Source organism: Streptomyces sp. NPDC005435 (genome assembly GCF_040703155.1).
In the GTDB taxonomy this organism is placed as follows: Bacteria; Actinomycetota; Actinomycetes; order Streptomycetales; family Streptomycetaceae; genus Streptomyces.
The window spans coordinates 1-24,665 of record NZ_JBEXEQ010000024.1 but is presented as its reverse complement, the minus strand read 5'-3'; the positions used below and the strand labels follow the sequence as shown (position 1 = coordinate 24,665).

Genomic DNA, 24,665 nt, shown 5'->3' with positions numbered 1-24,665 from the left:
GCGGGCCGTCCCGCGCCGGTAGGGTGGCCCGGTTGTTCTACGTAGTCGAGCCGCCCCCAGCCCCCACCCCGGAGACCGTGACTACCACCGCCGCCTCTTCAGCCTCGTCCCACCATCTGTCCCCCGCCTTCCCCGGCCGCGCCCCCTGGGGCACCGCCAGCAAGCTGCGTGCCTGGCAGCAGGGGGCGATGGACAAGTACATCCAGGAGCAGCCGCGCGATTTCCTCGCCGTCGCCACCCCCGGCGCCGGCAAGACGACCTTCGCGCTGACGCTGGCCTCCTGGCTGCTGCACCACCATGTCGTGCAGCAGGTGACCGTCGTCGCGCCGACCGAGCATCTGAAGAAGCAGTGGGCGGAGGCCGCGGCCCGGATAGGGATCAAGCTCGACCCGGAGTACAGCGCGGGCCCGGTCGGCAGGGACTACCAGGGCGTCGCCGTGACGTACGCCGGTGTCGGGGTGCGCCCCATGCTGCACCGCAACCGCTCCGAGCAGCGCAAGACGCTCGTGATCCTCGACGAGATCCACCACGCCGGCGACTCCAAGTCCTGGGGCGAGGCGTGCCTGGAGGCGTTCGAGCCCGCGACCCGGCGGCTCGCGCTGACCGGTACGCCGTTCCGCTCGGACACCAACCCGATCCCCTTCGTCACGTACGAGGAGGGCGACGACGGCATCCGGCGCTCGTCCGCCGACTACACCTACGGCTACGGCAACGCGCTCGCCGACCACGTCGTGCGCCCCGTGATCTTCCTCAGCTACAGCGGCCAGATGCGCTGGCGCACCAAGGCGGGCGACGAGATCGCGGCCCGGCTCGGCGAGCCGATGACCAAGGACGCGGTCAGCCAGGCGTGGCGTACGGCGCTCGATCCGCGCGGCGAGTGGATGCCGAGCGTGCTGCGCGCCGCCGACCAGCGGCTGACCGAGGTCCGGAAGGCCATCCCGGACGCCGGTGCGCTCGTCATCGCCTCCGACCAGGACTCCGCCCGCGCCTACGCCAAGCTCATCCGTGAGATCACCGGCACCAAGGCCACGCTGGTCCTCTCCGACGACACCGGCGCCTCGAAGCGGATCGACGACTTCAGCGCGAGCGACGACCGCTGGATGGTCGCGGTCCGCATGGTGTCCGAGGGCGTCGACGTGCCCCGGCTCGCGGTGGGCGTGTACGCGACGACGATCTCCACGCCGCTGTTCTTCGCGCAGGCCGTCGGGCGTTTCGTACGGTCCCGGCGGCGCGGCGAGACCGCGTCCGTGTTCCTGCCGACCGTGCCCGACCTGCTGACCTTCGCCAACGAGATGGAGAAGGAACGGGACCACGCCCTCGACAAGCCGAAGAAGGAGGGCGAGGAAGACCCGTACGCCGAGTCCGAGAAGGAGATGGACGAGGCGAACAAGGAGCAGGACGAGGACACCGGCGAGCAGGAGCAGTTCTCCTTCGAGGCGCTGGAGTCCGAGGCGGTCTTCGACCGGGTGCTGTACGACGGTGCCGAGTTCGGTATGCAGGCGCATCCGGGGAGCGAGGAGGAGCAGGACTACCTGGGCATCCCGGGACTCCTTGAGCCCGATCAGGTGCAGATGCTGCTCCAGAAGCGGCAGGCACGGCAGATCGCGCACAGCCGCAAGAAGCCGGACGCGGAGGCGGATCTGCTGGAGCTGCCCGCCGAGCGGCGCCCCGTGGTCAGCCACAAGGAGATGATGGAGCTCCGGAAGAAGCTCAACACGATGGTGAGCGCGTATGTGCACCAGAGTGGCAAGCCGCACGGGGTGATCCACACCGAGCTGCGGCGGGTGTGCGGGGGGCCGCCGAGTGCGGAGGCGACGGCGGGGCAGCTGAGGCAGCGGATCGAGAAGGTGCAGGAGTGGGCGACCCGGATGCGGTGACGCTCCGCTGGGTTCGGCGAATGCTTCCCACCCGCCCGCCCGTCCCGGTCCGCTGAGAAGCCGGCCTCACGGGGCTCCGCCCCGGACCCCGTGAGGGACACGGTGTGGCTCCCCCTCCGCCGTCCATACGCGGGCAAAACGCCCGCCCCGCCCCACTCCCCGCCCGGATTGTGGACGAAGCCTTCCGCTGAGCGAACCCCCTTCGCTACTGTCCCGCTACGCATACGCCCCGTGGCAGCGCCGCCGCGGAGCGCAGCCGTGAAGCGACAGGGTCCGGGGCCGCCGGGCCGTCCTGCCGATCGGCGCCCTCGCAGCGCGTCGCGGACGGGACCGTCCGGCGCGGGCCGCTGCCCGCAGGGTGCCGACCTCACCGCCGAAGGAGTGGGCGTCGTGACCGCGGAGACCTCCCAGACGCTGGACCGGGGACTGCGCGTCCTCAAGCTGCTGGCCGACACGGATCACGGGCTGACCGTCACCGAGCTGTCCACCCGGCTGGGAGTGAACCGCACGGTGGTGTACCGCCTGCTCGCCACGCTCGAACAGCACGCCCTCGTACGGCGCGACCTCGGCGGCCGGGCCCGGGTCGGGCTCGGGGTGCTGCGGCTGGGCCGCCAGGTGCATCCCCTCGTACGGGAGGCCGCGCTGCCCGCGCTGCGCTCGCTGGCCGAGGACATCGGGGCGACGGCCCATCTGACGCTCGTGGACGGCACCGAGGCGCTGGCCGTCGCCGTGGTGGAGCCGACCTGGACCGACTACCACGTGGCCTACCGCGCCGGCTTCCGTCACTCGCTGGACCGCGGCGCCGCCGGCCGGGCCATCCTCGCCGCCCGCCACTCCCGCTCCGCCGAGCCCGGCTACACCCTCACCCACGGCGAACTGGAGGCCGGAGCCAGCGGCGCCGCGGCCCCCCTCGTCGGCGTCACCGGCCTCGAAGGCAGCGTCGGCGTCGTCATGCTCACCGACGCCATCCCCGACCGCGTCGGCCCCCGCGTCCTGGAAGCGGCCCAGGAAATCTCCGAAGCGCTCCGCTGACGCGGGGTCTTGGCGGGGGCGCCGGCTGACGTGGACGCGGGGAGTACCGGCGCGGGTCGCGGTCGCGTTGTCCACGCCGGGGCCTGTCCGCCTGTCAGGCATGCCGTGCGCCCCTGACACGCTGCCCGTCGCCCCCTCCGCCTGGGCTGCCGCCGTCTGGCCGGTCTGCGGGGTGATGGCGGCTCCCGGCCGGGCGGCTGGTTCGGGTGGCGCCGTGTTCCGGCCTGCCCGGCCCCGGCCGCGTCACCCGATCCGGTTCACCCGTTCCACAGAGGCCCCGATTCGCGCCCCGGGCCCGTTCTCGCTCGCGTCCTTCACCCCGGGCACCTCCGGGCCCGGCCCCTCTCACGTTGTTCGCCCCGGCCCGCCGCCTGGTGCGCCGCGCCCCGGCAGGTGCGCCGAGTGGGCCCCGGCCGCTGCCCCAGCCCCAGCCGGGCCCCGGTCGGCCGTCCGCCAAGGCAGCGCCCCCCGCCCCGGTCCGCCGTGTGGTGGGCCGTGACCCGTCAGGCGTGTCGAGTGGCCGCTGCCGCTGCCGCTGCCGCTGCCGCTGCCCCAGCCCGGCTCCGGCCGCGCCCGCTCGCCCGGGGCGGCGCACCCCCGCCCCGCTCCGCCGTGTGGCGTGCCGCGACCGGGCAGGCGTGTCGAGTGGCCGCTGCCGCTGCCGCTGCCCCAGCCCGGCCCCGGTCGCCCGCCCACCCAGGCGGCGCGCCCCTCGCCCCGGTCCGCCGTCTGGTGCGCCGCGACCGGGCAGGCGTGTCGAGTGGCAGCTGCCGCTGCCCCAGCCGGGCCCCGGTCGGCCGTCTGCCAGGGCAGCGTCCCCCGCCCCGGTCCGCCGTGTGGCGTGCCGCGACCGGGCAGGCGTGTCGAGTGGCAGCTGCCGCTGCCGCTGCACCAGCCCGGCCCCGGTCGCCCGCCCACCCAGGCGGCGCACCCCTCGCCCCGGTCCGCCGTCTGGTGTGCCGTGTCCCGGCAGGTGTGTCGCGTGGTCCTGGCTGCTGGCCTCTGCCTCCGCCCCAGTCCGGCCCCGGTCGCGCCCCCGCCCTGGCCGCCGTCTGGGCTGCCGTGACCCGGCTGGTGCGTTGAGTGGTCGTGGCTGCCGCCTCTGCCCCCGCCCGGCCCCGGTCCGCCGCCCGTCCGGGTAGCGCATCCCTCGCCCCGCCGCCCGCCCGAGCGGCGCCCCCTCGCCCCACCGGCCCCCACCCCCACCCGGAGCCGCCCCCGCCCCACGAACCCCGTCGCGTTAGATTGTGGGCGTGTTCTCTCGTCTCTCGCGTCTTCAGGCCGTTGCCGTGTGTGCTGTGCCCGTGGTCGGGCTGATTGTCACGGTGGCTGTCGTGCCGTTGCCGTTCGCGGTGGCGCAGCCGGGGATGACGGCGAATGTGCTGGGGGAGAACCGGGGGACGCCGGTGATCACCGTTGCCGGGGCGCCCGTGAGGAAGACCAGTGGTGAGCTGCGGATGACGACCATCGAGGCGACCTCGCCGGACGCGCGGGTCTCGCTCGGGGACGTCGTGGACAACTGGTTCCGTACCGACCGCGCCGTCATGCCGCACGGCTCGGTCTACCCCACAGGGAACACCGTCAAGGAGATCGAGAAGCACAACTCCGCGCAGATGAAGGAGTCCCAGAACGCGGCCACCGACGCCGCGCTGGACTATCTGCACCTGGACCCCGACCGCGTGAAGGTCACCCTGAAGCTCGCCGACGTCGGCGGCCCCAGCGCGGGTCTGCTCTTCACCCTCGGCATCGTGGACAAGCTGGACGGCGACGGCAGCGGAGGGGATCTGACCGGGGGCCGTACCGTCGCGGGCACCGGCACCATCGACGCCGACGGCAAGGTCGGCGCGGTCGGCGGGGTGCCGCTGAAGACCCGGGCCGCCCGGCGCGACGGCGCCACCGTCTTCCTGGTGCCGAGGGCCGAGTGCGCGGACGCCAAGGCCGAGCTGCCCAAGGGCCTGCGCCTCGTCCCGGTGACCACCCTCAAGGGTGCCGTGAACTCCCTCGTCGCCCTGGAGAAGGGCAAGGGGAAGGTCCCCAGCTGTTAGTCCGGGGACTCGTCCGCCGCCTGCTCCACCAGCGGAATGATCCGCAGCGGCACCGGCGTCTCCATCACGATCGTCGTCGACGCCCGCTCGATCCCCTCGAACGCCACCACCCGGTCGATCACCCGCTGCAGATCGGCGTTGGAGCGGGCGACCAGCCGGCACAGCATGTCCCCGGTGCCCGTCGTCGTCAGCAGCTCCAGGACCTCGGGCACGCCCGCGAGGTGGGCCCGTACGTCCGGACCCCGGCCCTGGCGGATCTGGAGGGTGGCGAAGGCCGTGACCGGGTAGCCGAGCGCCGCCGGGTCCACCTGCGGGCCGAAGCCGCGGATCACGCCGCCCGACCGCAGCCGGTCCAGGCGGGCCTGCGCCGTACCCCGCGCCACCCCGAGCCGGCGGGACATCTCCAGCACACCGATGCGCGGCTCCTCGGCGAGCAGCACGATGATCCGCCCGTCCAGCTGGTCGATCGCCACGGCACCCTCCCGCAATGGTCATCCTGTACAGAAAGCCCGCCGACACGGCCGTACGGCTGAACAGACTGCCCAGTCGATACGCGAACTATTGCGCACCTTGCGGACCGGAGCCACCCTTCGGCTATGACGCAGACCACAGACCACACTCCCGACACCGCCCGGCAGGCCGACCCCTTCCCGGTCAAGGGAATGGACGCGGTCGTCTTCGCCGTGGGCAACGCCAAGCAGGCCGCGCACTACTACTCCACCGCCTTCGGCATGACCCTGGTCGCCTACTCCGGACCGGAGAACGGCAGCCGGGAGACCGCGAGTTACGTCCTGGAGAACGGCTCCGCCCGGTTCGTGTTCACCTCGGTGATCAGGCCCGGCACCCCGTGGGGCGAGTTCCTGGCCCAGCACGTCGCCGAGCACGGGGACGGCGTCGTCGACCTCGCCATCGAGGTCCCGGACGCCCGCGCCGCCTTCGCCTACGCCGTCGAGCACGGCGCCCGCCCGCTCGCCGAGCCGTACGAGGTGAAGGACGAGCACGGCACCGTCGTCCTCGCCGCCATCGCCACCTACGGCGAGACCCGCCACACCCTGGTCGAGCGCACCGGCTACGACGGCCCGTACCTGCCCGGCTTCACCGCCGCCGAGCCCATCGTCCAGCCGCCCGCCCAGCGCACCTTCCAGGCCGTGGACCACTGCGTCGGCAACGTCGAACTCGGCCGTATGAACGAGTGGGTGGAGTTCTACAACAAGGTCATGGGCTTCACGAACATGAAGGAGTTCGTGGGCGACGACATCGCCACCGAGTACAGCGCGCTGATGTCCAAGGTCGTCGCGGACGGCACCCTCAAGGTCAAGTTCCCGATCAACGAGCCCGCCGTCGGCAAGCGGAAGTCCCAGATCGACGAGTACCTGGAGTTCTACGGCGGCGCGGGCGTCCAGCACATCGCGCTGAACACCAACGACATCGTCCGCACCGTACGCACCATGCGCGAGGCCGGAGTCCAGTTCCTCGACACCCCGGACTCCTACTACGACACCCTCGGCGAGTGGGTCGGCGACACCCGCGTGCCGATCGAGACCCTGCGCGAGCTGAAGATCCTCGCCGACCGCGACGAGGACGGCTATCTGCTGCAGATCTTCACCAAGCCGGTCCAGGACAAGCCGACCGTCTTCTTCGAACTCATCGAGCGCCACGGCTCGATGGGCTTCGGCAAGGGCAACTTCAAGGCCCTGTTCGAGGCGATCGAGCGCGAGCAGGCCAAGCGCGGGAATCTGTAGGTGAGTTGGGGGCGCCCCTCTTCGGGCGCCCCTGCTACAGCGCGTCCTCCGGCAGCGTCCCGTCCTCCGGGTCGCCCAGCCCCGCCACCGCCCGCCGCGCCTCGGGCGCCCGCACCGGCGAGAAGTACGGGTTCACCAGGAGCGCGTCCGACAACTGCCGCCGCGCGGGCCCGACATGGCCCAACTCCCGCTCGATCATGCCCCGGTGGAAGGCGTGCGGCGCGCTGCGCACCCCGCCGCCCTTCGCCTTGTCGGTGGCGATGACGGCGTACTTCAGCGCCTCCACGTCGTCACCGGCCCGGTGCAGCGCCCAGCCGAGCGCGTCGGCCACCTCGATGCCGGGCTGGCGCTTCCACTCCGCGCGCAGCCGGGTCACCGCCTCGTCCGGGTCGCCGTGATCCGCCTCCAGGCGGCCGAGCAGCAGCTCCTCGTCCACCCCGCCGGAGGCGGCCCGCGCGGCCAGGGTCCGTACCCGCGCGTACTGCTTCTCGGCGTCCTGGGTGCGCCCCAGCGACTCGTACAACTCGCCGCATTCCAGCGCGGTTTGAGGGTCAGGGTGCTTGGCGAGGGCATCCCGGTACGCCGTCAGCGCCTGGTCGGTGCGGCCCAGCGCGGCCAGCGTGCGCGCCCGGCCCGCCGCCGCCGCGCCCTGCGCCGGGTCGAGCTTCAGCGCCGCCTCGAAGTGCCGCAGCGCGTCGTCCCGGTCGCCCCGCTCCCAGGCCAGCTGCCCGACCCCGGCCAGCCAGGCCGCCTGCTCGGCGGGGGTACCGGCGGCCGCCGCCGCGTCCGTCAGCTGGGCCACCGCGTCCTCGCGCCAGCCCCGGTCCCGGTAGACACCGGCCGCCCGCGCCATCACGGCGGGCCGCTCGGCCGGGGAGGTGCGCAGCGCCATCAGCTTGTCGAGGGTGGCGCGGGCGTTGGTGTAGTCACCGAGCCCGTTGTACGCGTCGATCAGCGGCGGATACGCCGGCCAGCTCTTCGGCGTCAGCTTCAGCACCTGCTCGCCGTACCGCTTCGCCGCCGGGAAGTCCCGGCGCGCGTTGGCCAGCGCCGTGAGCGCGCCGAGCGCCTCCGCGTTCCCCGTGCTCTTCACCTGGAGCGAGCTGTTCAGCGCCCGCTCGGCCTTCGGGAAGTCCGCCGCGTCGGCCGTCTGGCGCCCCCGCGCCACGTAGGCCGCGCCGAGCGCCGCCCAGGCGCGCGCGTCGGCCGGCCGCTGCCGCACCGCGGCCTCCTGCCGTGCGATCAGCCCCGTCAGCTGGGGCAGCGCGGCCGGGAGCCCGGTGGTCACCGCCGTCAGCGCCAACGCCCGGGGGCCCGGCGCCGGAGCCGGGGGCCGCTGCTCGCGCGGCCGGGGCCCGGTGGACGGCAGGGCAACGACCGCGCCCGCCGCCGCCCCACTCACCAGCGTGACGGCCAGCAGCCGCCGGGGCCACCGCCGGCGTCGGCGCGGCGCGGACTCGGCCACCAGGGACGTACCGGGACCGGGATGCCCGTACTGTCGCTTCTCCATGCGGCAACTGTGCGCCAATATGACGAGCACATCCGGGTGGCCCAAGGGCGGCGCGTACGGGGTTCACACCGATGGCCCCGAGTGCGACGCTCGGATCATGAGCCGTATCGAAGCGCCCCGCGACGACGACACCGCGACCGCCGGCAGCCTCACCGACCGGCTCCTCGCGGGCCTGCCCGCCGAGGCCGTCCTGACCGACCCCGAGGTCACCGTCTCCTACGCCAACGACATGGCGAGCTTCTGCCCGGCCGGGACGCCCGCCGTCGTCGTCCTGCCCCGGACCGTCGAACAGGTCCAGCACGTCATGCGCACCGCCACCGAACTGCGCGTGCCGGTCGTCCCGCAGGGCGCCCGCACCGGCCTGTCCGGCGCGGCCAACGCCTCCGAGGGCTGCATCGTGCTGTCCCTCACCAGGATGGACCGCATCCTGGAGATCAACCCCGTGGACCGGGTCGCCGTCGTCGAGCCCGGCGTCGTCAACGCCACGCTCTCCCGCGCCGTCGGCGAACACGGCCTCTACTACCCCCCGGACCCCTCCAGCTGGGAGACCTGCACCATCGGCGGCAACATCGGCACCGCCTCGGGCGGGCTGTGCTGCGTCAAGTACGGGGTCACCGCCGAGTACGTCCTCGGGCTCGACGTCGTCCTCGCCGACGGCCGGCTCATGTCCACCGGCCGCCGCACCGCCAAGGGCGTCGCCGGGTACGACCTCACCCGGCTGTTCGTCGGCTCCGAGGGCTCGCTCGGCATCGTCGTACGGGCCGTGCTCGCCCTGCGCCCCAAGCCGCCCGCGCAACTGGTGCTGGCCGCCGAGTTCGCCTCGGCGGCCGACGCCTGCGACGCGGTCTGCCGGATCATGGCCGGAGGGCATGTGCCGTCCCTCCTGGAGCTGATGGACCGTACGACCGTCAAGGCGGTCAACGACTTCGCCCGCATGGGCCTGCCCGAGACCACCGAGGCGCTGCTGCTCGCCGCCTTCGACACCCCGGACCCCGCCGCCGACCTCGCCGCCCTCGGCACGCTGTGCGCGGAGGCGGGCGCCACCCAGGTGGTGCCCGCCGAGGACGCCGCCGAGTCCGAACTCCTCCTCCAGGCCCGGCGGCTCTCGCTGACCGCGCTGGAGGCGGTCAAGGGCACGACGATGATCGACGACGTGTGCGTGCCCCGCTCCCGGCTCGGCGAGATGCTCGCCGGGGTCGAGCGGATCGCCGCCAAGTACGACCTCACCATCGGCCTGTGCGCCCACGCGGGCGACGGCAACACCCACCCCACCGTCTGCTTCGACGCCCGCGATCCCGACGAGTCCCGCCGCGCCCGCGAGTCCTTCGACGAGATCATGGCGCTCGGCCTCGAACTCGGCGGCACGATCACCGGCGAGCACGGGGTGGGCGTGCTGAAGAAGGAGTGGCTGGCGCGGGAGATCGGGCCCGTCGGGGTCGAGATGCAGCGCGCGGTGAAGGGCGTCTTCGATCCGCTCGGCATCCTCAACCCCGGCAAGCTGTTCTGAACCCCCTTCGCACGCCGGGCCGTTCACCTGGCGAGCAGCTGGTCGAGCGCGGCGTCGATCCCCAGCTGCTCGGCCTCGGCACCCGGCGCCACCACCCGCAGCGTCCGCTCCAGCCACGCCGAGACCTGCGGGGTGGGCGCCTCCAGGAGGGCGTCGCCGTCCGGCGAGCTGAGCGCCATCAGCACGACACTGCGGCCGTTCACCTTCGTCGGCCACACCCGCACATCCCCGTGCCCGCACGGCCGGAACACGCCCTCCACCAGCAGCTCGCGGGCGAACGTCCAGTTGACGGGGAAGTCGGAGTTGATGTGGAACGTGACGTGGATCGCGTAGGGGTCGTCCGAGCGGTAGCTCAGCCGGGCCGGGACGGGGATGCTCCGCTCGGGCGAAAGGATGAGCTTGAGCTCCAGTTCCCGCTCCACCACCGTGTGCTCCATGACCTGCGTTTCCTCTCTCACCGGGGCCTCCTGGGCGGGCCCACGGGAAGGGAGAGGGGGAAGTGGCCCGGGCATTACGCGGGTTCGGGAAAGTTTTTTCCGGGATTCCCGCGGGGCCCCGCCGGCGCGTTCTTCGTACGGTCGCCGCTACCCCGTCGGTACGTCGCGCAGGGGTCCGGCATCGCCCGGAAAGGGTGGGTCCGGCCGGACTGGCGGTGCCGGATGCGCGGGTCTGATAGATGTGGGGGTTCCTATCCCACCTCCGAGCAGATACGGGACGGACATGAGCGCCCCTACGCCGGCCCACGGTGACGACAGGCCCCGTGAGGGCTACTACCCGGATCCGTCCATCCCCGGTTACGTCCGCTACTGGAACGGCACGGCCTGGATGCCCGGCACCAGCCGCCCCGCCCCGGCCGACGGCGAACCGCTCACCCCGCCCACGGGCCGCGCCGCCACCCCCGCCGTGGTCGAGGAGACGGGCCCCCACTTCTTCGACGAGGAACCCCCTACGGGGAACCCCGCCTGGGACACGGACGCGCCCGTGGCGGACACGTTCCTGAGCCGGCGGCCCACGCCGGGTCCGGGGGCTCCGCCGGTTCAGCGGGAGGCTCCGCCGGTTCAGCAGGGGGGTTCGGGTTCTGCTGCGCAGGGGCACGGGGGCGGTGCGCAGTCCTACCCCGGTGGCGCGGGCGCGGGTGGGTTCGGCGGTACGCAGGGGCCCGTCGGGGCGTCTCCGCAGGGGGGTGCGGGGGTTCCGGGGGCGCGGGGGCCGGCTGGTTCCGGTGAGGGTGTTTCCGTCGCCTCGGGCGGCCGGTTCGCCGCGCAGGACCCTGCGGGCAGCGGCGGGGGCGGACCGGAGGCCGGGGGCTGGGCTCCGGCCGGTGCCCCCGGCGGCGCGGGCGGACCTGGCGTCGACGGCCAAGGGGCGCCCGGTGCGCAGGGGTTCACCGGTGCGGGTGGTCACCCGGTGGCCGGGCCCGGTGCCCAGGGGGCGGGCGGGGCGAGCGGTCCCGGCGCGGCCGGTGTCCCCACGGGGGCCGGTGCCCAGGGGTTCACCGGCACGGGCGGTCACCCGGGCGCCGCAGCCGGATCCGACGCCCGAGGGGCGGGTGGGGCGAGCGGTCCCGGCGGGGCCGGCGCCCAGGGCCCGGCCGGAGGCTTCGGTGCTCCCGGCGCGCAGGGGGCTGCCGGTGCCGGCAGCCGACCGGGTGTTCAGAGCCCCACCGGGACAAGCGGCCCCGCAGCCGCCGGAGGCTTCGGTGCCGTAGGTGTTCCCGGCGCGCAGGGTCAGACCCCCGCCGGGGCCGGCACCCCCCACGCTGCCCAAGCCCCCGCAGGGTCAGGCGCGCAGGGTCCGGCCGGTGTCGGCACCCCCCACGCCGCCCAAGCCCCCGCAGGGCCCCGTGGGTTCGACGTCGTCACCGCTCCCGGTGCCCAGGGGCTGCCCGGTGGTCCCCTGGGCGGGTACGGGGTGCCCGGGGCGCGGGGCGGGCAGCCGGGGAGCCCCGTCGCGCCCGAACTCGGCGGGCAGAACGCCGGAGGCGGCGGGCAGGCGTCCTGGGCCCAGCAGGTGCATCAGCTGGCCGGGGGAGGGGAGGAGCAGACGGTCGCGCCGTGGAAGCCGGTGGTGGAGGACCCGTTCCTGGCCGCGGCCCGGCGGCAGGCGGCGGCGCGGCCCGCGGGGCTCGGCAAGCGACTCGTCGCCCGGCTCATCGACAACCTCTTCATCGGCGCCGTCACCGCGGCCGCCGCCGTCCCCCTGGGGGTCCGCGCCGTGGACCACCTCCGGCACAAGATCGACGCGGCCCGGCTGTCCGGCCGTACCGTCACCGTCTGGCTGATCGACGGCACGACCGGCACGTACCTCGCCGTCGTCCTCGCCGTACTGCTCCTCTTCGGCGTGGTCTACGAGGTGCTGCCCACCGCCAAGTGGGGCCGTACGCTCGGCAAGCGGCTGGTCGGGCTCCAGGTGCGGGACATCGAGGCGCACGAGCCGCCGACGTTCGGCGCCGCCCTGCGCCGCTGGCTCGTCTACTGCGTGCCGGGGCTCCTCGGCATCGGGGCGGTCGGTGTGCTGTGGGGGCTGTTCGACCGCCCCTGGCGCCAGTGCTGGCACGACAAGGCGGCGCACACCTTCGTCGCGGACTGAGGCCGCCGGACGGTACTCCGTACGGCCGCCCGCCGGGTGCGGAGCCGGGGCGTTCGCGGTCCACTCGGGCCATGAGCAGCGAACCGCCCTCCGGCTCCGGACCGCAGCCCCCCGACGACGATCCGCTGAGGAAGCGCCCCCCGTCGGAGCAGGGGTGGGGCTCGCCGTACGACGCCCCGCGCGACGGCGGACAGCAGCCCCCGCCCCCCGGCGGCCAGCCACCCCCGCCGGGCGGCGGCCCCGGACAGCCCGGCGGCAACCCCTACGGGCCGGGCAACCCCTACGGCGGCCAGGGCGGCGGTGGCCCGTACGGCGGTCAGGGCGGCCCCTACGGGAACCAGAGCGGCGGCCCCTACGGAGGTCAGGGCGGCGGCCCCTACGGCGGTCCCGGAGGGCCGGGCGGTCCCGGATACCCCGCCGACCCCCTCGCCGGCATGCCCCCGCTCGCCGACAGCGGCAAGCGCACCATCGCCCGCATCCTCGACATGATCATGGTCGGGATCGTCGTCTGGCTGGTGACCTGGGCGTTCGGGGTGCACCAGTACGACGTGAACGGCCAGGGCATGAACGCCGGGAAGTCCTTCGCGCAGTCGGTCATCGCCGCGATCCTCTACATCGCGTACGACACGATCCTGATCGCGCGGACCGGCCAGACGCTCGGCATGAAGTGGTTCCACATGCGCGTGGCCAACCTGGACAACGGCTCCACCCCCTCCGCGCAGACCTCCCTGGTGCGCGCGCTGGTGCTGTGGCTGCCGTTCGCGTTCTGCTGCGCCTGCATCTGGACGGCGATCTGCGGCGGCTGGAGCTACTTCGACCGCCCGTACAAGCAGGGTCTGCACGACAAGGCGGCCAAGACGGTGGTGGTCAGCACGCGGTAACCGGCGGCGGAGACGAGGGCGCGCTCACGTACGGCAGGGGCGGGCCGGGGCGAGAAACCCCGGCCCGCCCCTCCCGTACGCGTACGACGCCGGGGGGTGAACTACCGTCAGGAGGCCGTCCGTTGGCGTACCGGCTCGGCCGAGGCCGCCACCGGCTCCCGCCGCGCGCTCTCCAGCGGCGTGGGCGCCGGCACGCTCCGCGGCGCGCTGTGGGGGTGGGCCGGTCGCGCCCGCCGGGGGTGCGGCACGGTCATGGCCACCAGGACGCCGAGGGCGAGCGCGGCCAGGGCGATCACGGCGATTCCGGGGCCGGAACTCGTCTGTGACAGCAGCAGCATGGCGAGGGTGGAGAAGATCACGGTGCAGGAACCGTAGGCGAGCTGTGCGGCGGTCGGACGAGGCATGGCAATCGTGTCCTCGGAAGATGATGTGGGGGTGCCACTGGACTCTCCCCGCGTCCATGCCCGAGTCACGCGCCAGGTAAGCGTGACCTTGCCCCGGGTACCGGTGCACAGGGGGCGCACGGAGTCATGACCGCCCTCAACTGGGCGAATGTGCGCGCCCGTTCAGAGGACGCGGCCGTCCGTAAAGCGAACCCCCGCCGCGCATAGTGCACCTGTCCTGTACAAGTCAAGATCTGTCTTTTCTTCTAAACCTCTAGTCAAATAACGGCACTTGACTACACGCGTTGATCGTGCGCGCACGGAACCTTCCATGAAACCGGAACCCTCCTGCCGTGCGCGCGGCGCGGGGGAGGAAATCAAGTGACCAGCAGATCCTGGACGTTCAGAACCACGGCGATAGGTGTGGCCCTCGCCGCGGCCTCCGCCACATTCGTGACGTTCGCCGTCGCGGAGGCGAGCGCGGCGCCCCGGCCGGCGGCCGAGAACCGGCACGACCCGGCGCCCGCGGCCCAGCGGAAGCACGACTTCGACGGTCCGCTGAGCAGGACCCAGCAGGCTCAGCGCCGGGAGGCGGTCTCCCAGCTCATCGCGGGCAAGGCCAAGCTGCAGGACCGCCACGGCTCCAAGGTCGTCCAGCTCAAGAGCCGCAAGGGCGACAGCAAGTACGTCGAGCTGGGACGGGAGAAGACGGACAAGATCTTCACCATCCTGGTGGAGTTCGGCGACAAGACGGACTCCCGGTACGGCGGCACCCCCGGGCCGCTGCACAACCAGATTGCCGCGCCGGACCGCAAGCAGGACAACTCCACGGCCTGGCAGAAGGATTACGACCAGAAGCACTACCAGGACCTCTACTTCGGCACCGGCAAGAACACCGAGTCGCTGAAGAAGTACTACGAGAAGCAGTCCTCGGGCCGCTACTCGGTCGACGGTGAGGTCACCGACTGGGTCAAGGTCCCTTACAACGAGGCCCGTTACGGCTCCAACAAGGCCTCCACCGGCGCCTGGTACGCGGTCCAGGACGGCGTCAACGCCTGGGTCGCCGACCGCGAGGCCGCCGGTGACAGCGCCGCCGAGATCCACGCGGAACTCGCCAAGTACGACCAGTGGGACCGTTACGACTACGACGGCGACGGCAACTTCAACGAGCCCGACGGTTACATCGACCACTTCCAGATCGTGCACGCCGGCGAGGACGAGTCCGCGGGCGGCGGCGCGCAGGGCGAGGACGCCATCTGGGCCCACCGCTGGTACGCGTTCGGCACCGACGCCGGCGCGACCGGTCCCTCCGACAACAAGCTCGGCGGCACCCAGATCGGCGACACCGGCGTCTGGGTCGGCGACTACACCATCCAGCCGGAGAACGGCGGACTCGGCGTCTTCGCCCACGAGTACGGCCACGACCTCGGGCTGCCGGACGAGTACGACACCGCCGGGGGCGACAACTCCACCGGTTTCTGGACCCTGATGTCCTCCGGTTCCTGGCTCGGCACCGGCAAGGAGGCCATCGGTGACCTCCCCGGGGACATGAACGCCTGGGACAAGCTCCAGCTGGGCTGGCTGACTTACGACACCGCCAAGGCGGGTGTCTCCTCCTGGCACAAGCTGGGCCTCGCCGAGTACAACACCAAGTACCGTCAGGCGCTGGTGGTTTCGCTGCCCAAGAAGGCGGTCACCACCGAGGTGGTCACTCCGGCCGAGGGCGCGAGCCAGTGGTGGAGCGGCAGCGGCAACGACCTCAAGAACACGCTGACCCGGTCCGTCGACCTCACCGGCAAGTCCTCGGCCACGCTGAGCCTGGACGGCTGGTACGACATCGAGGCCGGCTACGACTACCTCTACACCGAGGTGTCCACCGACGGCGGCGCCAACTGGACCGCGCTCAACGGCACGGTGGACGGCGCGGCCATCCCGGAGGACGGCTCCGGCAAGCCCGCGCTCACCGGCACGGTGGACGGCTACAAGAAGCTGTCCTTCCCGCTGGACGCCTACGCCGGTCAGAAGATCCAGGTGCGCTTCCGCTACCAGACGGACGGCGGCCTCGCGCTGAAGGGCTTCGCGGCCGACGAGATCACGCTGACCGCCGACGGCTCGGCCGTCTTCTCCGACAACGCCGAGTCCGCCGACCCCGGTTGGGCGGCCAACGGCTTCTCCCGGATCGGGGCGTCCTTCACCAAGGACTACGCGCAGTACTACATCGCGGAGAACCGTCAGTACGAGTCGTACGACAAGACGCTGAAGGTCGGCCCGTACAACTTCGGCTTCGCCTCGAAGCCGGGCTGGGTGGAGCACTACCCGTACCAGAACGGCCTGTTGATCTGGAAGTGGGACACCTCCCAGGCGGACAACAACACCAACTCCGCCAACGGGCACCCCGGTACGGGTCTCATCCTGCCGGTCGACTCGCACCCGACGGCGCTGAAGTGGTCCGACGGCACGCTGCTGCGCAACCGCGTCCAGGCGTACGACTCGCCGTTCAGCCTCTACGGCACGGACGGGATCACGCTGCACAAGAGCGACGTCGCGACGAAGATCAAGGCGTCGAAGGGGGTGTCGGTCTTCAACGACCACGCGAACACCTACTACGACCCGGCGAACCCCACCGGTGGCGTCAAGATCACTGACACCAACACGAAGATCAAGATCGCCAAGGAGGCGGCGGACGGCTCGACGATCGAGCTGGAGGTCGGCCGCGCGGTGAAGTAGTCGGCATCATCGCAGGTCACAGACGTATCGGCGGCAATCCCCTGGCGGGTTGCCGCCGATCGTGTTTAGGTGCGTCCTGTGGACGGCTTATTGACACCGGACGGAACGGGGATGTGACCGCATGGCCGCAGGAGGCTTCAGCAGACTGCCGAACGGCACGGTGGTGGTGGCTTTGAACCTGCCGTACGGCTCCGCCGGGGTCCGAGTCCTGGTCCACTCCCGCAATCGCGCCCGCGCGCTGACCCGGCTCCGTAACCTGGGCCTCCGGGCGGTGTACCTCCGGGGCAACACGGCGCCGCCCACCCCGGACGAGATCACGGCCGTCCTGCACCATCCGGACGGGCTGGTCTGGCGGACGGCACCGCTGGACGGCACGTCGGCCTCCGGCCTGTGGCGGCCGATCCGCTCCTTGCTGAGACCTGCGGTGCCTTCGGGGACGTGAGGTGCGTTTTCGGCTGCGGGCGCGTCGTGGCTTGTCGCGCAGTTCCCCGCGCCCCTTCAGGTGGGACCAGGTCCGTCGCCGGCGACAGCGAGGGGCCTCCTGCTGACCGGCGTGACTGGTCCCACCTCAAAGGGGCGCGGGGAACTGCGCGACCAGCCACCACGCACCCGCACTCGACCTGTCACGGCCGCGCAGCGACCCGTACCGTCGGGTGCCATGAGGAGCTTCGTGATCGGGGCCTTGCGGCTGGTGGCCGCGTCCGCTGAGGAGCAGGTGGGGTGGGTGCGGAGGCACGGTGTGGTGACGGATGAGATCGCTCTGGATCTTGAGCATGCCACCGGCGTCGCCCCGCGGCTCGTGGCGGAGGGGGTCCTCGATGCGGCCGTCCTCGCGGGGCTGCGGGAGATCGACGCCGTGTTCGGGGAGATGAGCGGCGACCCCGACCGCTGGAGTCCGCAGGCGCCGGCCCGGGACGAGGGGTGGGCCAGGGCGCGGGGGCTGGCGCGGCAGCTGCTCGACCGGGAGGGGCTCGGACTCGGCCCCCTGCCGGAGATTCACGTCATCCGCTGACCACCGGCTTGCCCGTCAGATTCACGCCCGCCTTGCGCAGCGCCTCCAGGGCCTGGTCCGTTGTTTCCTGAGCGACGCCGGCTGTCAGGTCCAGGAGGACGTGGGTTCGGAAGCCTTCCCTCGCCGCGTCCAGGGCGGTAGCCCGCACGCAGTGGTCCGTCGCGATGCCCACCACGTCGACCTCCTCCACGCCCCGTTCCCGGAGCCACTCGGAGAGCGTCGTGCCGTTCTCGTCGGCGCCCTCGAAGCCGCTGTAGGCGGCGGAGTAGGCGCCCTTGTCGAAGACCGCGTCCACCGCGCCGGAGGCGACCGCCGGGGCGAAGTTGGGGTGGAAGCCGACGCCCTCGGTGCCGGCGACGCAGTGGGCGGGCCAGGAGTGGACGTAGTCGGGGTTGTCGGCGAAGTGGCCGCCGGGCGCGATGTGGTGGTCGCGGGTGGCCACCACGTGCCGGTAGCCCGTGCCGGCGGCCTGGCCGATCAGCTCGGTGATGGCGGCGGCCACGTCCGCGCCCCCCGCCACCGCGAGGCTGCCCCCCTCGCAGAAGTCGTTCTGCACGTCTACGACGATCAAGGCGCGGCGCATGCTGGTGTCCTTCGAGTGAGGTCCAAGGAATCGAGCCTAGAGACTTCCGGGCTCCGGCGGGAGAGGGCGTGAACGGCGTAGAGCGCTCCCGCTCTAGCTACCCGAGCCCAGGTGCACGTACTCCGTCGGGAGGACCGGTTCCCCCCGGGACAGCTGGGTCGCCGAAAGCGGCAGGTTCGCGCGGGCCGCGATGTGCCGGTCGCGGGCCACGTCCAGCGGCTCGCGGGCGATCACCTCGCCGCCCTTGACCAGCTCGACCAGGAGCTGCCGGTCGACGAGGTCGTCCGGGACCGGGCCGGTGCCCACGACCTCGGCCTCCGCGATCCCGGAGCCGTCCAGGCGCCGCGCCGCCCACTTGCGCCCGCCGATGGAGGTCTTGCCGCCGCTGGACTTCTTCGCCACCGGCACCAGCGGCGAAGCGGGGTCGGCGGACTCCGCGCGGGCGACCAGCTTGTAGACCATCGAGCAGGTCGGGTGCCCGGAGCCGGTCACCAGCTGCGTGCCCACCCCGTACGCGTCCACCGGCGCCGCCGCCAGCGAGGCGATGGCGTACTCGTCCAGGTCCGAGGTGACCACGATCCGCGTGTCCGTCGCGCCCAGCTCGTCCAGCTGCCGCCGCACCCGGTGCGCGACCAGCAGCAGGTCGCCGGAGTCGATGCGCACGGCACCCAGCCCGGTCCCGGCCACCTCCACCGCCGTACGCACCGCCTCGGCGACGTCGTACGTGTCCACCAGCAGCGTCGTGCCCGCGCCCAGCGCGTCCACCTGGGCGCGGAAGGCGTCCCGCTCGTTGTCGTGGAGCAGGGTGAAGGCGTGCGCGGAGGTGCCGACGGTCGGGATGCCGTAGCGGAAGCCCGCCGCGAGGTCGGAGGTGGTGGCGAAGCCGCCGATGTAGGCGGCGCGGGCGGCGGCCACGGCGGCCAGCTCGTGCGTGCGCCGGGCGCCCATCTCGATCAGCGGCCGCTCGCCGGCGGCGGAGGACATCCGGGAGGCGGCCGCGGCGATCGCCGAATCGTGGTTGAGGATGGAGAGGATCACCGTCTCCAGCAGCACGCACTCCGCGAAGCTGCCCTCGACCCGCAGCACCGGCGAGCCGGGGAAGTACACCTCGCCCTCGGGGTAGCCCCAGATGTCGCCCTGGAAGCGGTAGTCCGCGAGCCAGTCGAGGGTCGCGGCGTCGACGATCTCCCGCTCGCGCAGGAAGCCGAGCATCCCCGCGTCGAAGCGGAAGTTCGTCACCGCGTCCAGCACCCGCCCGGTGCCGGCGACGACTCCGTACCGGCGGCCGTCGGGCAGGCGCCGGGTGAAGACCTCGAACACACTGCGCCGCTCGGCCGTTCCGGCCCGCAGGGCGGCCTGCAGCATGGTCAGCTCGTACTGGTCCGTGAAGAGCGCCGTCGAGGGGACGTCGACCGGCAGCCCAAGGTCCGCTGCGTTCATGAGGAGGGATGGTACTCCCATTTCGTCAGTGTGACGATTTCTGGGGCACGTGGCAGCATTGCTGTGTGACGTCACCCGCTCCCGTAGAGATCGAACGCACCGAGTCGGCGGAGGAGGTCTTCGCCGTACCCGAGCCCGACGTCCCCTGGGTCACGATCGTGCACAACGACCCGGTCAACCTCATGAGCTATGTGACGTATGTCTTCCAGACGTACTTCGGCTATCCCAAGGACAAGGCCACCAAGCTCATGCTCGACGTCCACCACAAGGGCCGGGCGGTCGTCTCCAGCGGCAGCCGCGAGGAGATGGAACGCGACGTGCAGGCGATGCACGGCTACGGCCTGTGGGCCACCCTCCAGCAGGACCGGAAGTAACCCAGACACATGCCCGGACACTTCGAACCGCTCCCCGGCGGCGGCGCGGCCGTCGCGCTCGACGACGTCGAGATCTCCATCATCCGGTCGCTGGCCGTCCAGCTCCTGGAGCTGATCGGCCCCGGCCCCGCCGAGGACGCCTCCGCCGACCCGCTGGCCGGGCTGTTCGCCGAGGGCCCGAGCGAGCCGCCCACCGACCCGGTGCTGCGCCGGCTCTTCCCGGACGCCTACACCGACCCCGAGCGGGAGCCGGACACCGCCGCGGAGGCGGCCGAGCGCCAGGAGTACTCGGCCGAGTTCCGCCGCTACACCGAGAACGACCTGCGCGCGGGCAAGCGGGACAACGCCCTCGCGGTGATCCGCACCCTGGACGCCCCCGCCTCGGCGGCGGCCGACGAGGGCGTGGCGGTGCTGAAGCTCTCCCCGGACGAGTCCCGGCAGTGGCTGAACGCGCTCAACGATCTGCGGCTCGCGATCGGTGCCCGGCTGGAGATCACCGACGAGGACGACACCGACCCGCTGTACCACCTCCCGGACCACGATCCGCGCAAGCCGATGGTGCTCGCCTATCTCTGGCTGGGCGGCCTCCAGGAGACGCTCGTCTCCACGCTGCTGCCGTGACCATTACGCCGTAACCCCGATGCCGTAGCGGTTTGTAACGATCTGCCGGTTTTCGTGTTCGCTCAGAGGACGCTCAAATCCGGATAACGATCGCGTCACCGTTGCGGCCTGGTTTGCACTATTCGTGCGTTCTTTGTCCGCTTCTTCCTGTGTGTTGCGCCACAGGGCCCCTCTTTGATCATTGTTGCGGCCGTGATAAATCTTCACGACCGCCCGGCGAACACCACCCATGTTCGGCCGGGTGCGCCACCGAGCCGGCGACCGTCGGCCAGGCAAGGGCGGGCTCGTAACCCGCCCAGCTCCATCAGTTCCGGGGGGATCGAAACCCGATCCGAGGCCGTCGACCGGCCACGGGTCGGCATGGAGAAAGGCGCACCACCATGGCCTCTGAGAAGGTCACCGAAGCCCCTGAGGAGGGGTACGAGCGAGGACTCGGCAGCCGCCAGGTCCAGATGATCGCCATCGGCGGCGCGGTCGGCGTCGGCCTGTTCCTGGGAGCCGGGGCGAACATCGCCAAGGCCGGTCCCAGCCTGATCCTCATGTACGCCCTCGCGGGCGCGATCATCTTCTTCATCATGCGGGCCCTGGGCGAGCTGCTGCTCTACCGCCCGGTCTCCGGCTCCTTCGCCGAGTACTCACGCGAATTCCTCGGCCCCTTCTTCGGTTACTTCACCGGCTGGACGTACTGGCTGATGTGGGTCGTCACCGGCATGGCCGAGCTGACGGCCGCCGCGATCTACGTCAACTACTGGTTCCCGTCCGTCCCGCAGTGGGTCACGGCGCTGGTCTTCCTGGTGGTCCTGTTCGGCGTCAACCTGATCTCCGTGAAGCTCTTCGGCGAGCTGGAGTTCTGGTTCTCGATGGTCAAGGTCACGGCCCTCATCGGCATGATCGTGATCGGCCTCGGCGTGCTGACCTTCGGCTTCAGCGCCGCCGGTGACACCGCCTCCGTCTCGAACCTCTACGCGTTCGACGGCTTCTTCCCCAAGGGCATCGGCTCCTCCCTGATGACGCTCCAGGGCGTCATGTTCGCCTACCTCGCCGTCGAGCTGGTCGGCGTCACCGCGGGCGAGTCCGAGGACCCCGAGAAGACCCTCCCGAAGGCCATCAACACCCTGCCCTGGCGCATCGCCCTCTTCTACGTCGGCGCCCTGACCGTGATCCTGTGCGTGGTCAAGTGGACCGAGTTCTCACCGGGTGTCAGCCCCTTCGTGAAGGCGTTCGCCGAGATCGGCATCCCGGCCGGCGCGGGCATCGTCAACTTCGTCGTCCTGACCGCCGCGCTCTCCTCCTGCAACTCCGGCATGTACTCCACGGGCCGCATGCTGCGCACCCTGGCGGACAGCGGCGAGGCCCCGAGGATCTTCTCCCGGCTGTCGTCCTCCAAGACGCCGGCGATCGGTGTCACCGTCTCGGTGCTCTTCATGGGCATCGGCGTGGTCCTGAACTACATCGTCCCGGCGAAGGCCTTCGGCTACGTCACCTCCATCGCCACCGCCGCGGGCATCTGGACCTGGCTGATGATCCTGATCAGCCACGTGCTCTACCGCCGCAAGGTCGTCGCGGGCGAGCTGCCCGCCTCGTCCTTCCCGGCCCCGGGCGGCGCGGTGTGCTCGTACATCGCCATCGTCTTCCTGCTCTTCGTCACGGGCTTGATCGCGTACGATGCCGACTCCCGCATCTGCCTCTACGTGATGGCGGTCTGGGCCGTCGCCCTCGGCATCGGCTGGTTCGTCATGAAGTCGCGTACGCCGCTGGCCGGGGAGCGCGACGAACCCGCTCTGGAGAAGGTGGGCTGACCCCACCGGACAAGACCATCCAGGACGCCCGGCCGTCGGGAGTACTCGTGGCACTCCCGCCGGCCGCCGCTCAGGGCGTCCGCCATGTGGGCCGTCCCGTACCGCACCTCGGTACGGGACGGCCCATGCTTTTATCCTGGCGACCATGCTGACCATCACCCAGGACCTGTACGACAAGATCGTCGCCCACGCCCGCGCGGACCACCCCGACGAGGCGTGCGGCGTGGTCGCGGGACCGGAGGGCACCGGCCGCCCCGAGCGCTTCATCCCGATGCTGAACGCGGCCCGCTCGCCCACGTTCTACGAGTTCGACTCGCAGGACCTGCTGAAGCTCTACCGGGAGATGGACGACCGCGACGAGGAGCCGGTGATCGTCTACCACTCCCACACCGCGACCGAGGCGTACCCCTCGCGCACCGACATCGGCTACGCGAACGAGCCCGGCGCCCACTACGTCCTGGTCTCCACGGCGGACGCCGACGGCCTCGGCGACTTCCAGTTCCGTTCCTTCCGCATCCTGGACGGCGAGGTCACCGAAGAGGAGATCAAGGTCGTCGAAACGTACTGATCTCATGGTGCGGTCGGAAAATGTCCGGCATGTGGGAATGCCTTCCGGTCGGCGGACCGGGAATCGATACGATGAGCCCATGGTTCTGACCGTGGTGCGGGCCCACCGCTGACACAGCGAGCCCGCAGGTCCGACGACATCTTTCGACAGGAGCCCGCAACCATGGCCATCGAGGTCCGCATCCCCACCATCCTCCGCCAGTACACCGACGGCCAGAAGGCGGTCGAGGGCGCCGGGGAGACCCTCGCCGAGCTGTTCGCCGACCTGGAGACCCGGCACGCGGGCATCCGGGACCGGGTGGTCGACGCCGGTCAGCTGCGCCGGTTCGTGAACGTCTACCTGAACGACGAGGACGTGCGCTTCGTGGACGGCATCGACACCAAGCTGTCCGACGGCGACACCGTCACGATCCTGCCGGCCGTGGCCGGCGGCATGGCCTGATCGGTCGTCGGGTTCCATGCGTTACGACTCCCCGCTGGCCGCGGTGGGCGACACCCCTCTGGTGCGTCTGCCGCGGCTCTCGCCGTCCCCCGACGTCCGCCTGTGGGCCAAGCTGGAGGACCGCAACCCCACCGGCTCGGTCAAGGACCGCCCCGCGCTGCACATGATCGAGCAGGCGGAGAAGGACGGCCGCCTCACCCCGGGCCGCACCATCCTGGAGCCCACCTCCGGCAACACCGGCATCTCGCTCGCCATGGCCGCGAAGCTCAAGGGCTACCGCATGGTCTGCGTCATGCCGGAGAACACCTCGCAGGAGCGCCGCGACCTGCTCGCCATGTGGGGCGCGGAGATCATCCCCTCCCCGGCGGCGGGCGGCTCCAACACCGCCGTGCGTATGGCCAAGGAGCTGGCGGCCGAGCACCCCGACTGGGTGATGCTCTACCAGTACGGCAACCCGGACAACGCGGGCGCCCACTACGCCACCACCGGCCCCGAGATCCTGGCCGACCTGCCCTCGGTCACCCACTTCGTGGCGGGCCTCGGCACCACCGGCACCCTGATGGGCGTCGGCCGCTATCTGCGCGAGCAGAAGCCGGACGTGAAGATCGTCGCCGCCGAGCCGCGCTACGACGACCTGGTCTACGGCCTGCGCAACCTCGACGAGGGCTTCGTCCCCGAGCTGTACGACGCCTCCGTGCTCACCACCCGGTTCTCCGTCGGCTCGGCGGACGCGGTGGCCCGTACCCGTGAACTCCTCCAGCAGGAGGGCATCTTCGCGGGCGTCTCCACCGGCGCCGTGCTGCACGCGGCGATCGGGGTCGGCCGCAAGGCGGTCAAGGCGGGGGAGAGCGCGGACATCGTGTTCGTGGTGGCCGACGGCGGCTGGAAGTACCTCTCCACCGGCGTCTACACCGCCGCGACCACCGAAGAGGCGGTCGAGGCGCTGCACGGCCAGCTCTGGGCCTGAGCCCGGCCCCGTCCTGCGAGGCCTTTCTTACAAGGCCTCTTCCGGTCAAACCCGGGAAGCTCACAAGATCGCGTCAGCCCCCTCCTATGAGGGGGCCAACCGCTTTCTATGGCGGGGCAAAGAATTCCGTGCGGTACTGCCGGGCGTCCGCGCCCCGGGGCTACGTTCCTCCCGCGACCTGACATGTCACGCTCATCGACACGTCGGACGTCTGAGAGTGTCATGCCCATGACCGCGCGCTCTGCCGCCGCTACGCGCGTCACGTGCCTGCCAATCCAGTGCGAGAACCCCCACTTCCCCATGGAGGCAGTACCCCATGCGTGAGTCACGCACCGGCGGGCGGAGACGGAGTCTGGCCAGACTCCTCGCCGTCGCCCTCCCCGCACTCGCCCTCTCCGTCGCCGGAATGACCTCGGCGCCCTCGGCCGGAGCCGCCCCCGCGGCCCACCCGGCCCCGGCGTCCCGCGTCACCCAGAACCACAAGGCGCTGACCGACCCCGACCGGCAGACCTTCCACACCACCGGCAAGGCCGGCCAGAAGGTCCCCACCACCCATCTGTGCGCCAC

General features: G+C 71.9%; 23 protein-coding genes and 2 pseudogenes. 18 read left to right on the top strand and 7 right to left on the bottom strand.

Going from position 1 to position 24,665, the window contains the following annotated elements:
* Positions 1 to 77: 77 nt before the first annotated feature.
* From AB0898_RS26670 to AB0898_RS26660, 3 genes are all read left to right on the top strand, one after another.
* Positions 78 to 1,877 (top strand): DEAD/DEAH box helicase, encoded by a 1,800-nt coding sequence (locus tag AB0898_RS26670; protein ID WP_366805533.1) that lies wholly within the window; start codon positions 78 to 80, stop codon positions 1,875 to 1,877.
* Between the two features lie 390 nt (positions 1,878 to 2,267).
* On the top strand, positions 2,268 to 2,909 hold the full coding sequence (locus AB0898_RS26665) for a helix-turn-helix domain-containing protein (RefSeq protein WP_366805532.1): 642 nt from the start codon (positions 2,268 to 2,270) through the stop codon (positions 2,907 to 2,909).
* Between the two features lie 1,253 nt (positions 2,910 to 4,162).
* A complete protein-coding gene (locus AB0898_RS26660; RefSeq protein WP_366805531.1) occupies positions 4,163 to 4,954 on the top strand; it encodes a S16 family serine protease in 792 nt (263 codons plus the stop codon).
* Here AB0898_RS26660 and AB0898_RS26655 read toward each other — a convergent pair.
* The gene (locus AB0898_RS26655) at positions 4,951 to 5,427 is read right to left on the bottom strand and encodes an Lrp/AsnC family transcriptional regulator (protein ID WP_366805530.1); all 477 of its coding nucleotides are present in this window, start codon (positions 5,425 to 5,427) and stop codon (positions 4,951 to 4,953) included. The two genes, AB0898_RS26660 and AB0898_RS26655, sit on opposite strands and share 4 nt — an antisense overlap.
* 123 nt (positions 5,428 to 5,550) lie before the next feature.
* Between AB0898_RS26655 and hppD the strand changes: the two genes are divergently transcribed.
* A complete protein-coding gene (hppD, locus tag AB0898_RS26650; protein WP_366805529.1) occupies positions 5,551 to 6,696 on the top strand; it encodes a 4-hydroxyphenylpyruvate dioxygenase in 1,146 nt (381 codons plus the stop codon).
* A 34-nt stretch (positions 6,697 to 6,730) separates the two neighbouring features.
* Here hppD and AB0898_RS26645 read toward each other — a convergent pair whose 3' ends face one another.
* On the bottom strand, positions 6,731 to 8,206 hold the full coding sequence (locus tag AB0898_RS26645; RefSeq protein WP_366805528.1) for a tetratricopeptide repeat protein: 1,476 nt from the start codon (positions 8,204 to 8,206) through the stop codon (positions 6,731 to 6,733).
* A 97-nt stretch (positions 8,207 to 8,303) separates the two neighbouring features.
* On the opposite strand from AB0898_RS26645, the gene AB0898_RS26640 reads away from it, so the two are divergent.
* Positions 8,304 to 9,713, top strand: coding sequence for an FAD-linked oxidase C-terminal domain-containing protein (locus AB0898_RS26640; RefSeq protein WP_366805527.1), 1,410 nt, complete (start codon positions 8,304 to 8,306; stop codon positions 9,711 to 9,713).
* A 23-nt stretch (positions 9,714 to 9,736) separates the two neighbouring features.
* Here AB0898_RS26640 and AB0898_RS26635 read toward each other — a convergent pair whose 3' ends face one another.
* On the bottom strand, positions 9,737 to 10,150 hold the full coding sequence (locus AB0898_RS26635; RefSeq protein WP_199585872.1) for an SsgA family sporulation/cell division regulator: 414 nt from the start codon (positions 10,148 to 10,150) through the stop codon (positions 9,737 to 9,739).
* Between AB0898_RS26635 and AB0898_RS31915 the strand changes: the two are divergent.
* A pseudogene (locus tag AB0898_RS31915) lies at positions 10,086 to 10,529 on the top strand (hypothetical protein); the annotation flags it as partial. The gene AB0898_RS26635 and the pseudogene AB0898_RS31915 overlap by 65 nt on opposite strands.
* Here AB0898_RS31915 and AB0898_RS31910 read toward each other — a convergent pair.
* Complete coding sequence (locus AB0898_RS31910) at positions 10,517 to 10,705, bottom strand: hypothetical protein (protein ID WP_407078415.1); 189 nt, start codon at positions 10,703 to 10,705, stop codon at positions 10,517 to 10,519. The pseudogene AB0898_RS31915 and the gene AB0898_RS31910 sit on opposite strands and share 13 nt — an antisense overlap.
* Before the next feature lie 919 nt (positions 10,706 to 11,624).
* On the opposite strand from AB0898_RS31910, the gene AB0898_RS31905 reads away from it, so the two are divergent.
* A complete protein-coding gene (locus tag AB0898_RS31905; RefSeq protein ID WP_407078414.1) occupies positions 11,625 to 12,302 on the top strand; it encodes an RDD family protein in 678 nt (225 codons plus the stop codon).
* 71 nt (positions 12,303 to 12,373) lie between these two features.
* Complete coding sequence (locus AB0898_RS26625) at positions 12,374 to 13,183, top strand: RDD family protein (RefSeq protein WP_366805525.1); 810 nt, start codon at positions 12,374 to 12,376, stop codon at positions 13,181 to 13,183.
* A 107-nt stretch (positions 13,184 to 13,290) separates the two neighbouring features.
* Here the strand turns inward: AB0898_RS26625 and AB0898_RS26620 are convergent, their stop codons facing one another.
* Positions 13,291 to 13,587 carry a hypothetical protein gene (locus AB0898_RS26620; RefSeq protein WP_366805524.1) on the bottom strand — a complete coding sequence of 99 codons (297 nt, stop codon included), beginning with the start codon at positions 13,585 to 13,587 and terminating at the stop codon, positions 13,291 to 13,293.
* A gap of 360 nt (positions 13,588 to 13,947) precedes the next feature.
* Here AB0898_RS26620 and AB0898_RS26615 point away from each other — a divergent pair, with 360 nt between their 5' ends.
* The 3 genes from AB0898_RS26615 to AB0898_RS26605 all read left to right on the top strand — a co-directional run bounded on the left by AB0898_RS26615 (position 13,948) and on the right by AB0898_RS26605 (position 17,305).
* Positions 13,948 to 16,293 carry an immune inhibitor A domain-containing protein gene (locus tag AB0898_RS26615; RefSeq protein WP_366805523.1) on the top strand — a complete coding sequence of 782 codons (2,346 nt, stop codon included), beginning with the start codon at positions 13,948 to 13,950 and terminating at the stop codon, positions 16,291 to 16,293.
* 121 nt (positions 16,294 to 16,414) lie between these two features.
* Positions 16,415 to 16,735 (top strand): hypothetical protein, encoded by a 321-nt coding sequence (locus tag AB0898_RS26610; RefSeq protein ID WP_366805522.1) that lies wholly within the window; start codon positions 16,415 to 16,417, stop codon positions 16,733 to 16,735.
* Positions 16,736 to 16,951: 216 nt separating this feature from the next.
* Positions 16,952 to 17,305 carry a hypothetical protein gene (locus AB0898_RS26605; RefSeq protein WP_366805521.1) on the top strand — a complete coding sequence of 118 codons (354 nt, stop codon included), beginning with the start codon at positions 16,952 to 16,954 and terminating at the stop codon, positions 17,303 to 17,305.
* Here AB0898_RS26605 and AB0898_RS26600 read toward each other — a convergent pair.
* A complete protein-coding gene (locus AB0898_RS26600) occupies positions 17,295 to 17,888 on the bottom strand; it encodes an isochorismatase family protein (RefSeq protein WP_366805520.1) in 594 nt (197 codons plus the stop codon). The genes AB0898_RS26605 and AB0898_RS26600 overlap by 11 nt on opposite strands.
* Positions 17,889 to 17,981: 93 nt before the next feature.
* The gene (locus AB0898_RS26595) at positions 17,982 to 19,328 is read right to left on the bottom strand and encodes a nicotinate phosphoribosyltransferase (RefSeq protein WP_366805519.1); all 1,347 of its coding nucleotides are present in this window, start codon (positions 19,326 to 19,328) and stop codon (positions 17,982 to 17,984) included.
* An 8-nt stretch (positions 19,329 to 19,336) separates the two neighbouring features.
* On the opposite strand from AB0898_RS26595, the gene clpS reads away from it, so the two are divergent.
* The 7 genes and pseudogenes from clpS to AB0898_RS26560 form a co-directional block, all read left to right on the top strand.
* Entirely contained in the window at positions 19,337 to 19,702 is a 366-nt protein-coding gene (gene clpS, locus AB0898_RS26590) for an ATP-dependent Clp protease adapter ClpS (protein ID WP_051095398.1), read from the top strand.
* Between the two features lie 9 nt (positions 19,703 to 19,711).
* The gene (locus tag AB0898_RS26585; protein ID WP_366805518.1) at positions 19,712 to 20,323 is read left to right on the top strand and encodes a DUF2017 domain-containing protein; all 612 of its coding nucleotides are present in this window, start codon (positions 19,712 to 19,714) and stop codon (positions 20,321 to 20,323) included.
* A gap of 380 nt (positions 20,324 to 20,703) precedes the next feature.
* Positions 20,704 to 22,122, top strand: a complete 1,419-nt coding sequence (locus AB0898_RS26580) for an amino acid permease (RefSeq protein WP_366805517.1) — start codon at positions 20,704 to 20,706, stop codon at positions 22,120 to 22,122.
* Positions 22,123 to 22,267: 145 nt separating this feature from the next.
* A complete protein-coding gene (locus AB0898_RS26575) occupies positions 22,268 to 22,690 on the top strand; it encodes a Mov34/MPN/PAD-1 family protein (protein WP_018549663.1) in 423 nt (140 codons plus the stop codon).
* A 162-nt stretch (positions 22,691 to 22,852) separates the two neighbouring features.
* Complete coding sequence (locus AB0898_RS26570) at positions 22,853 to 23,131, top strand: MoaD/ThiS family protein (protein WP_361106667.1); 279 nt, start codon at positions 22,853 to 22,855, stop codon at positions 23,129 to 23,131.
* A gap of 16 nt (positions 23,132 to 23,147) precedes the next feature.
* Positions 23,148 to 24,098, top strand: coding sequence for a cysteine synthase (locus AB0898_RS26565; protein ID WP_366805516.1), 951 nt, complete (start codon positions 23,148 to 23,150; stop codon positions 24,096 to 24,098).
* A gap of 316 nt (positions 24,099 to 24,414) precedes the next feature.
* Positions 24,415 to 24,665: pseudogene (locus AB0898_RS26560) on the top strand (hypothetical protein); the annotation flags it as partial.

What these genes read in the sequence shown, in the direction of transcription:
- AB0898_RS26605 (WP_366805521.1), top strand. Translation starts at nt 16,952, where the DNA reads ATGAGGAGCTTCGTGATCGGGGCCTTGCGGCTGGTGGCCGCGTCCGCT.
- AB0898_RS26620 (WP_366805524.1), bottom strand. Translation starts at nt 13,587, where the DNA reads ATGCCTCGTCCGACCGCCGCACAGCTCGCCTACGGTTCCTGCACCGTG.
- AB0898_RS26635 (WP_199585872.1), bottom strand. Translation starts at nt 10,150, where the DNA reads ATGGAGCACACGGTGGTGGAGCGGGAACTGGAGCTCAAGCTCATCCTT.
- hppD (WP_366805529.1), top strand. Translation starts at nt 5,551, where the DNA reads ATGACGCAGACCACAGACCACACTCCCGACACCGCCCGGCAGGCCGAC.
- AB0898_RS26610 (WP_366805522.1), top strand. Translation starts at nt 16,415, where the DNA reads ATGGCCGCAGGAGGCTTCAGCAGACTGCCGAACGGCACGGTGGTGGTG.
- AB0898_RS26580 (WP_366805517.1), top strand. Translation starts at nt 20,704, where the DNA reads ATGGCCTCTGAGAAGGTCACCGAAGCCCCTGAGGAGGGGTACGAGCGA.
- AB0898_RS26565 (WP_366805516.1), top strand. Translation starts at nt 23,148, where the DNA reads ATGCGTTACGACTCCCCGCTGGCCGCGGTGGGCGACACCCCTCTGGTG.
- AB0898_RS26575 (WP_018549663.1), top strand. Translation starts at nt 22,268, where the DNA reads ATGCTGACCATCACCCAGGACCTGTACGACAAGATCGTCGCCCACGCC.
- AB0898_RS26600 (WP_366805520.1), bottom strand. Translation starts at nt 17,888, where the DNA reads ATGCGCCGCGCCTTGATCGTCGTAGACGTGCAGAACGACTTCTGCGAG.
- AB0898_RS26595 (WP_366805519.1), bottom strand. Translation starts at nt 19,328, where the DNA reads ATGAACGCAGCGGACCTTGGGCTGCCGGTCGACGTCCCCTCGACGGCG.
- AB0898_RS26625 (WP_366805525.1), top strand. Translation starts at nt 12,374, where the DNA reads ATGAGCAGCGAACCGCCCTCCGGCTCCGGACCGCAGCCCCCCGACGAC.
- AB0898_RS26645 (WP_366805528.1), bottom strand. Translation starts at nt 8,206, where the DNA reads ATGGAGAAGCGACAGTACGGGCATCCCGGTCCCGGTACGTCCCTGGTG.
- AB0898_RS26570 (WP_361106667.1), top strand. Translation starts at nt 22,853, where the DNA reads ATGGCCATCGAGGTCCGCATCCCCACCATCCTCCGCCAGTACACCGAC.
- AB0898_RS26585 (WP_366805518.1), top strand. Translation starts at nt 19,712, where the DNA reads ATGCCCGGACACTTCGAACCGCTCCCCGGCGGCGGCGCGGCCGTCGCG.
- clpS (WP_051095398.1), top strand. Translation starts at nt 19,337, where the DNA reads ATGGTACTCCCATTTCGTCAGTGTGACGATTTCTGGGGCACGTGGCAG.
- AB0898_RS26640 (WP_366805527.1), top strand. Translation starts at nt 8,304, where the DNA reads ATGAGCCGTATCGAAGCGCCCCGCGACGACGACACCGCGACCGCCGGC.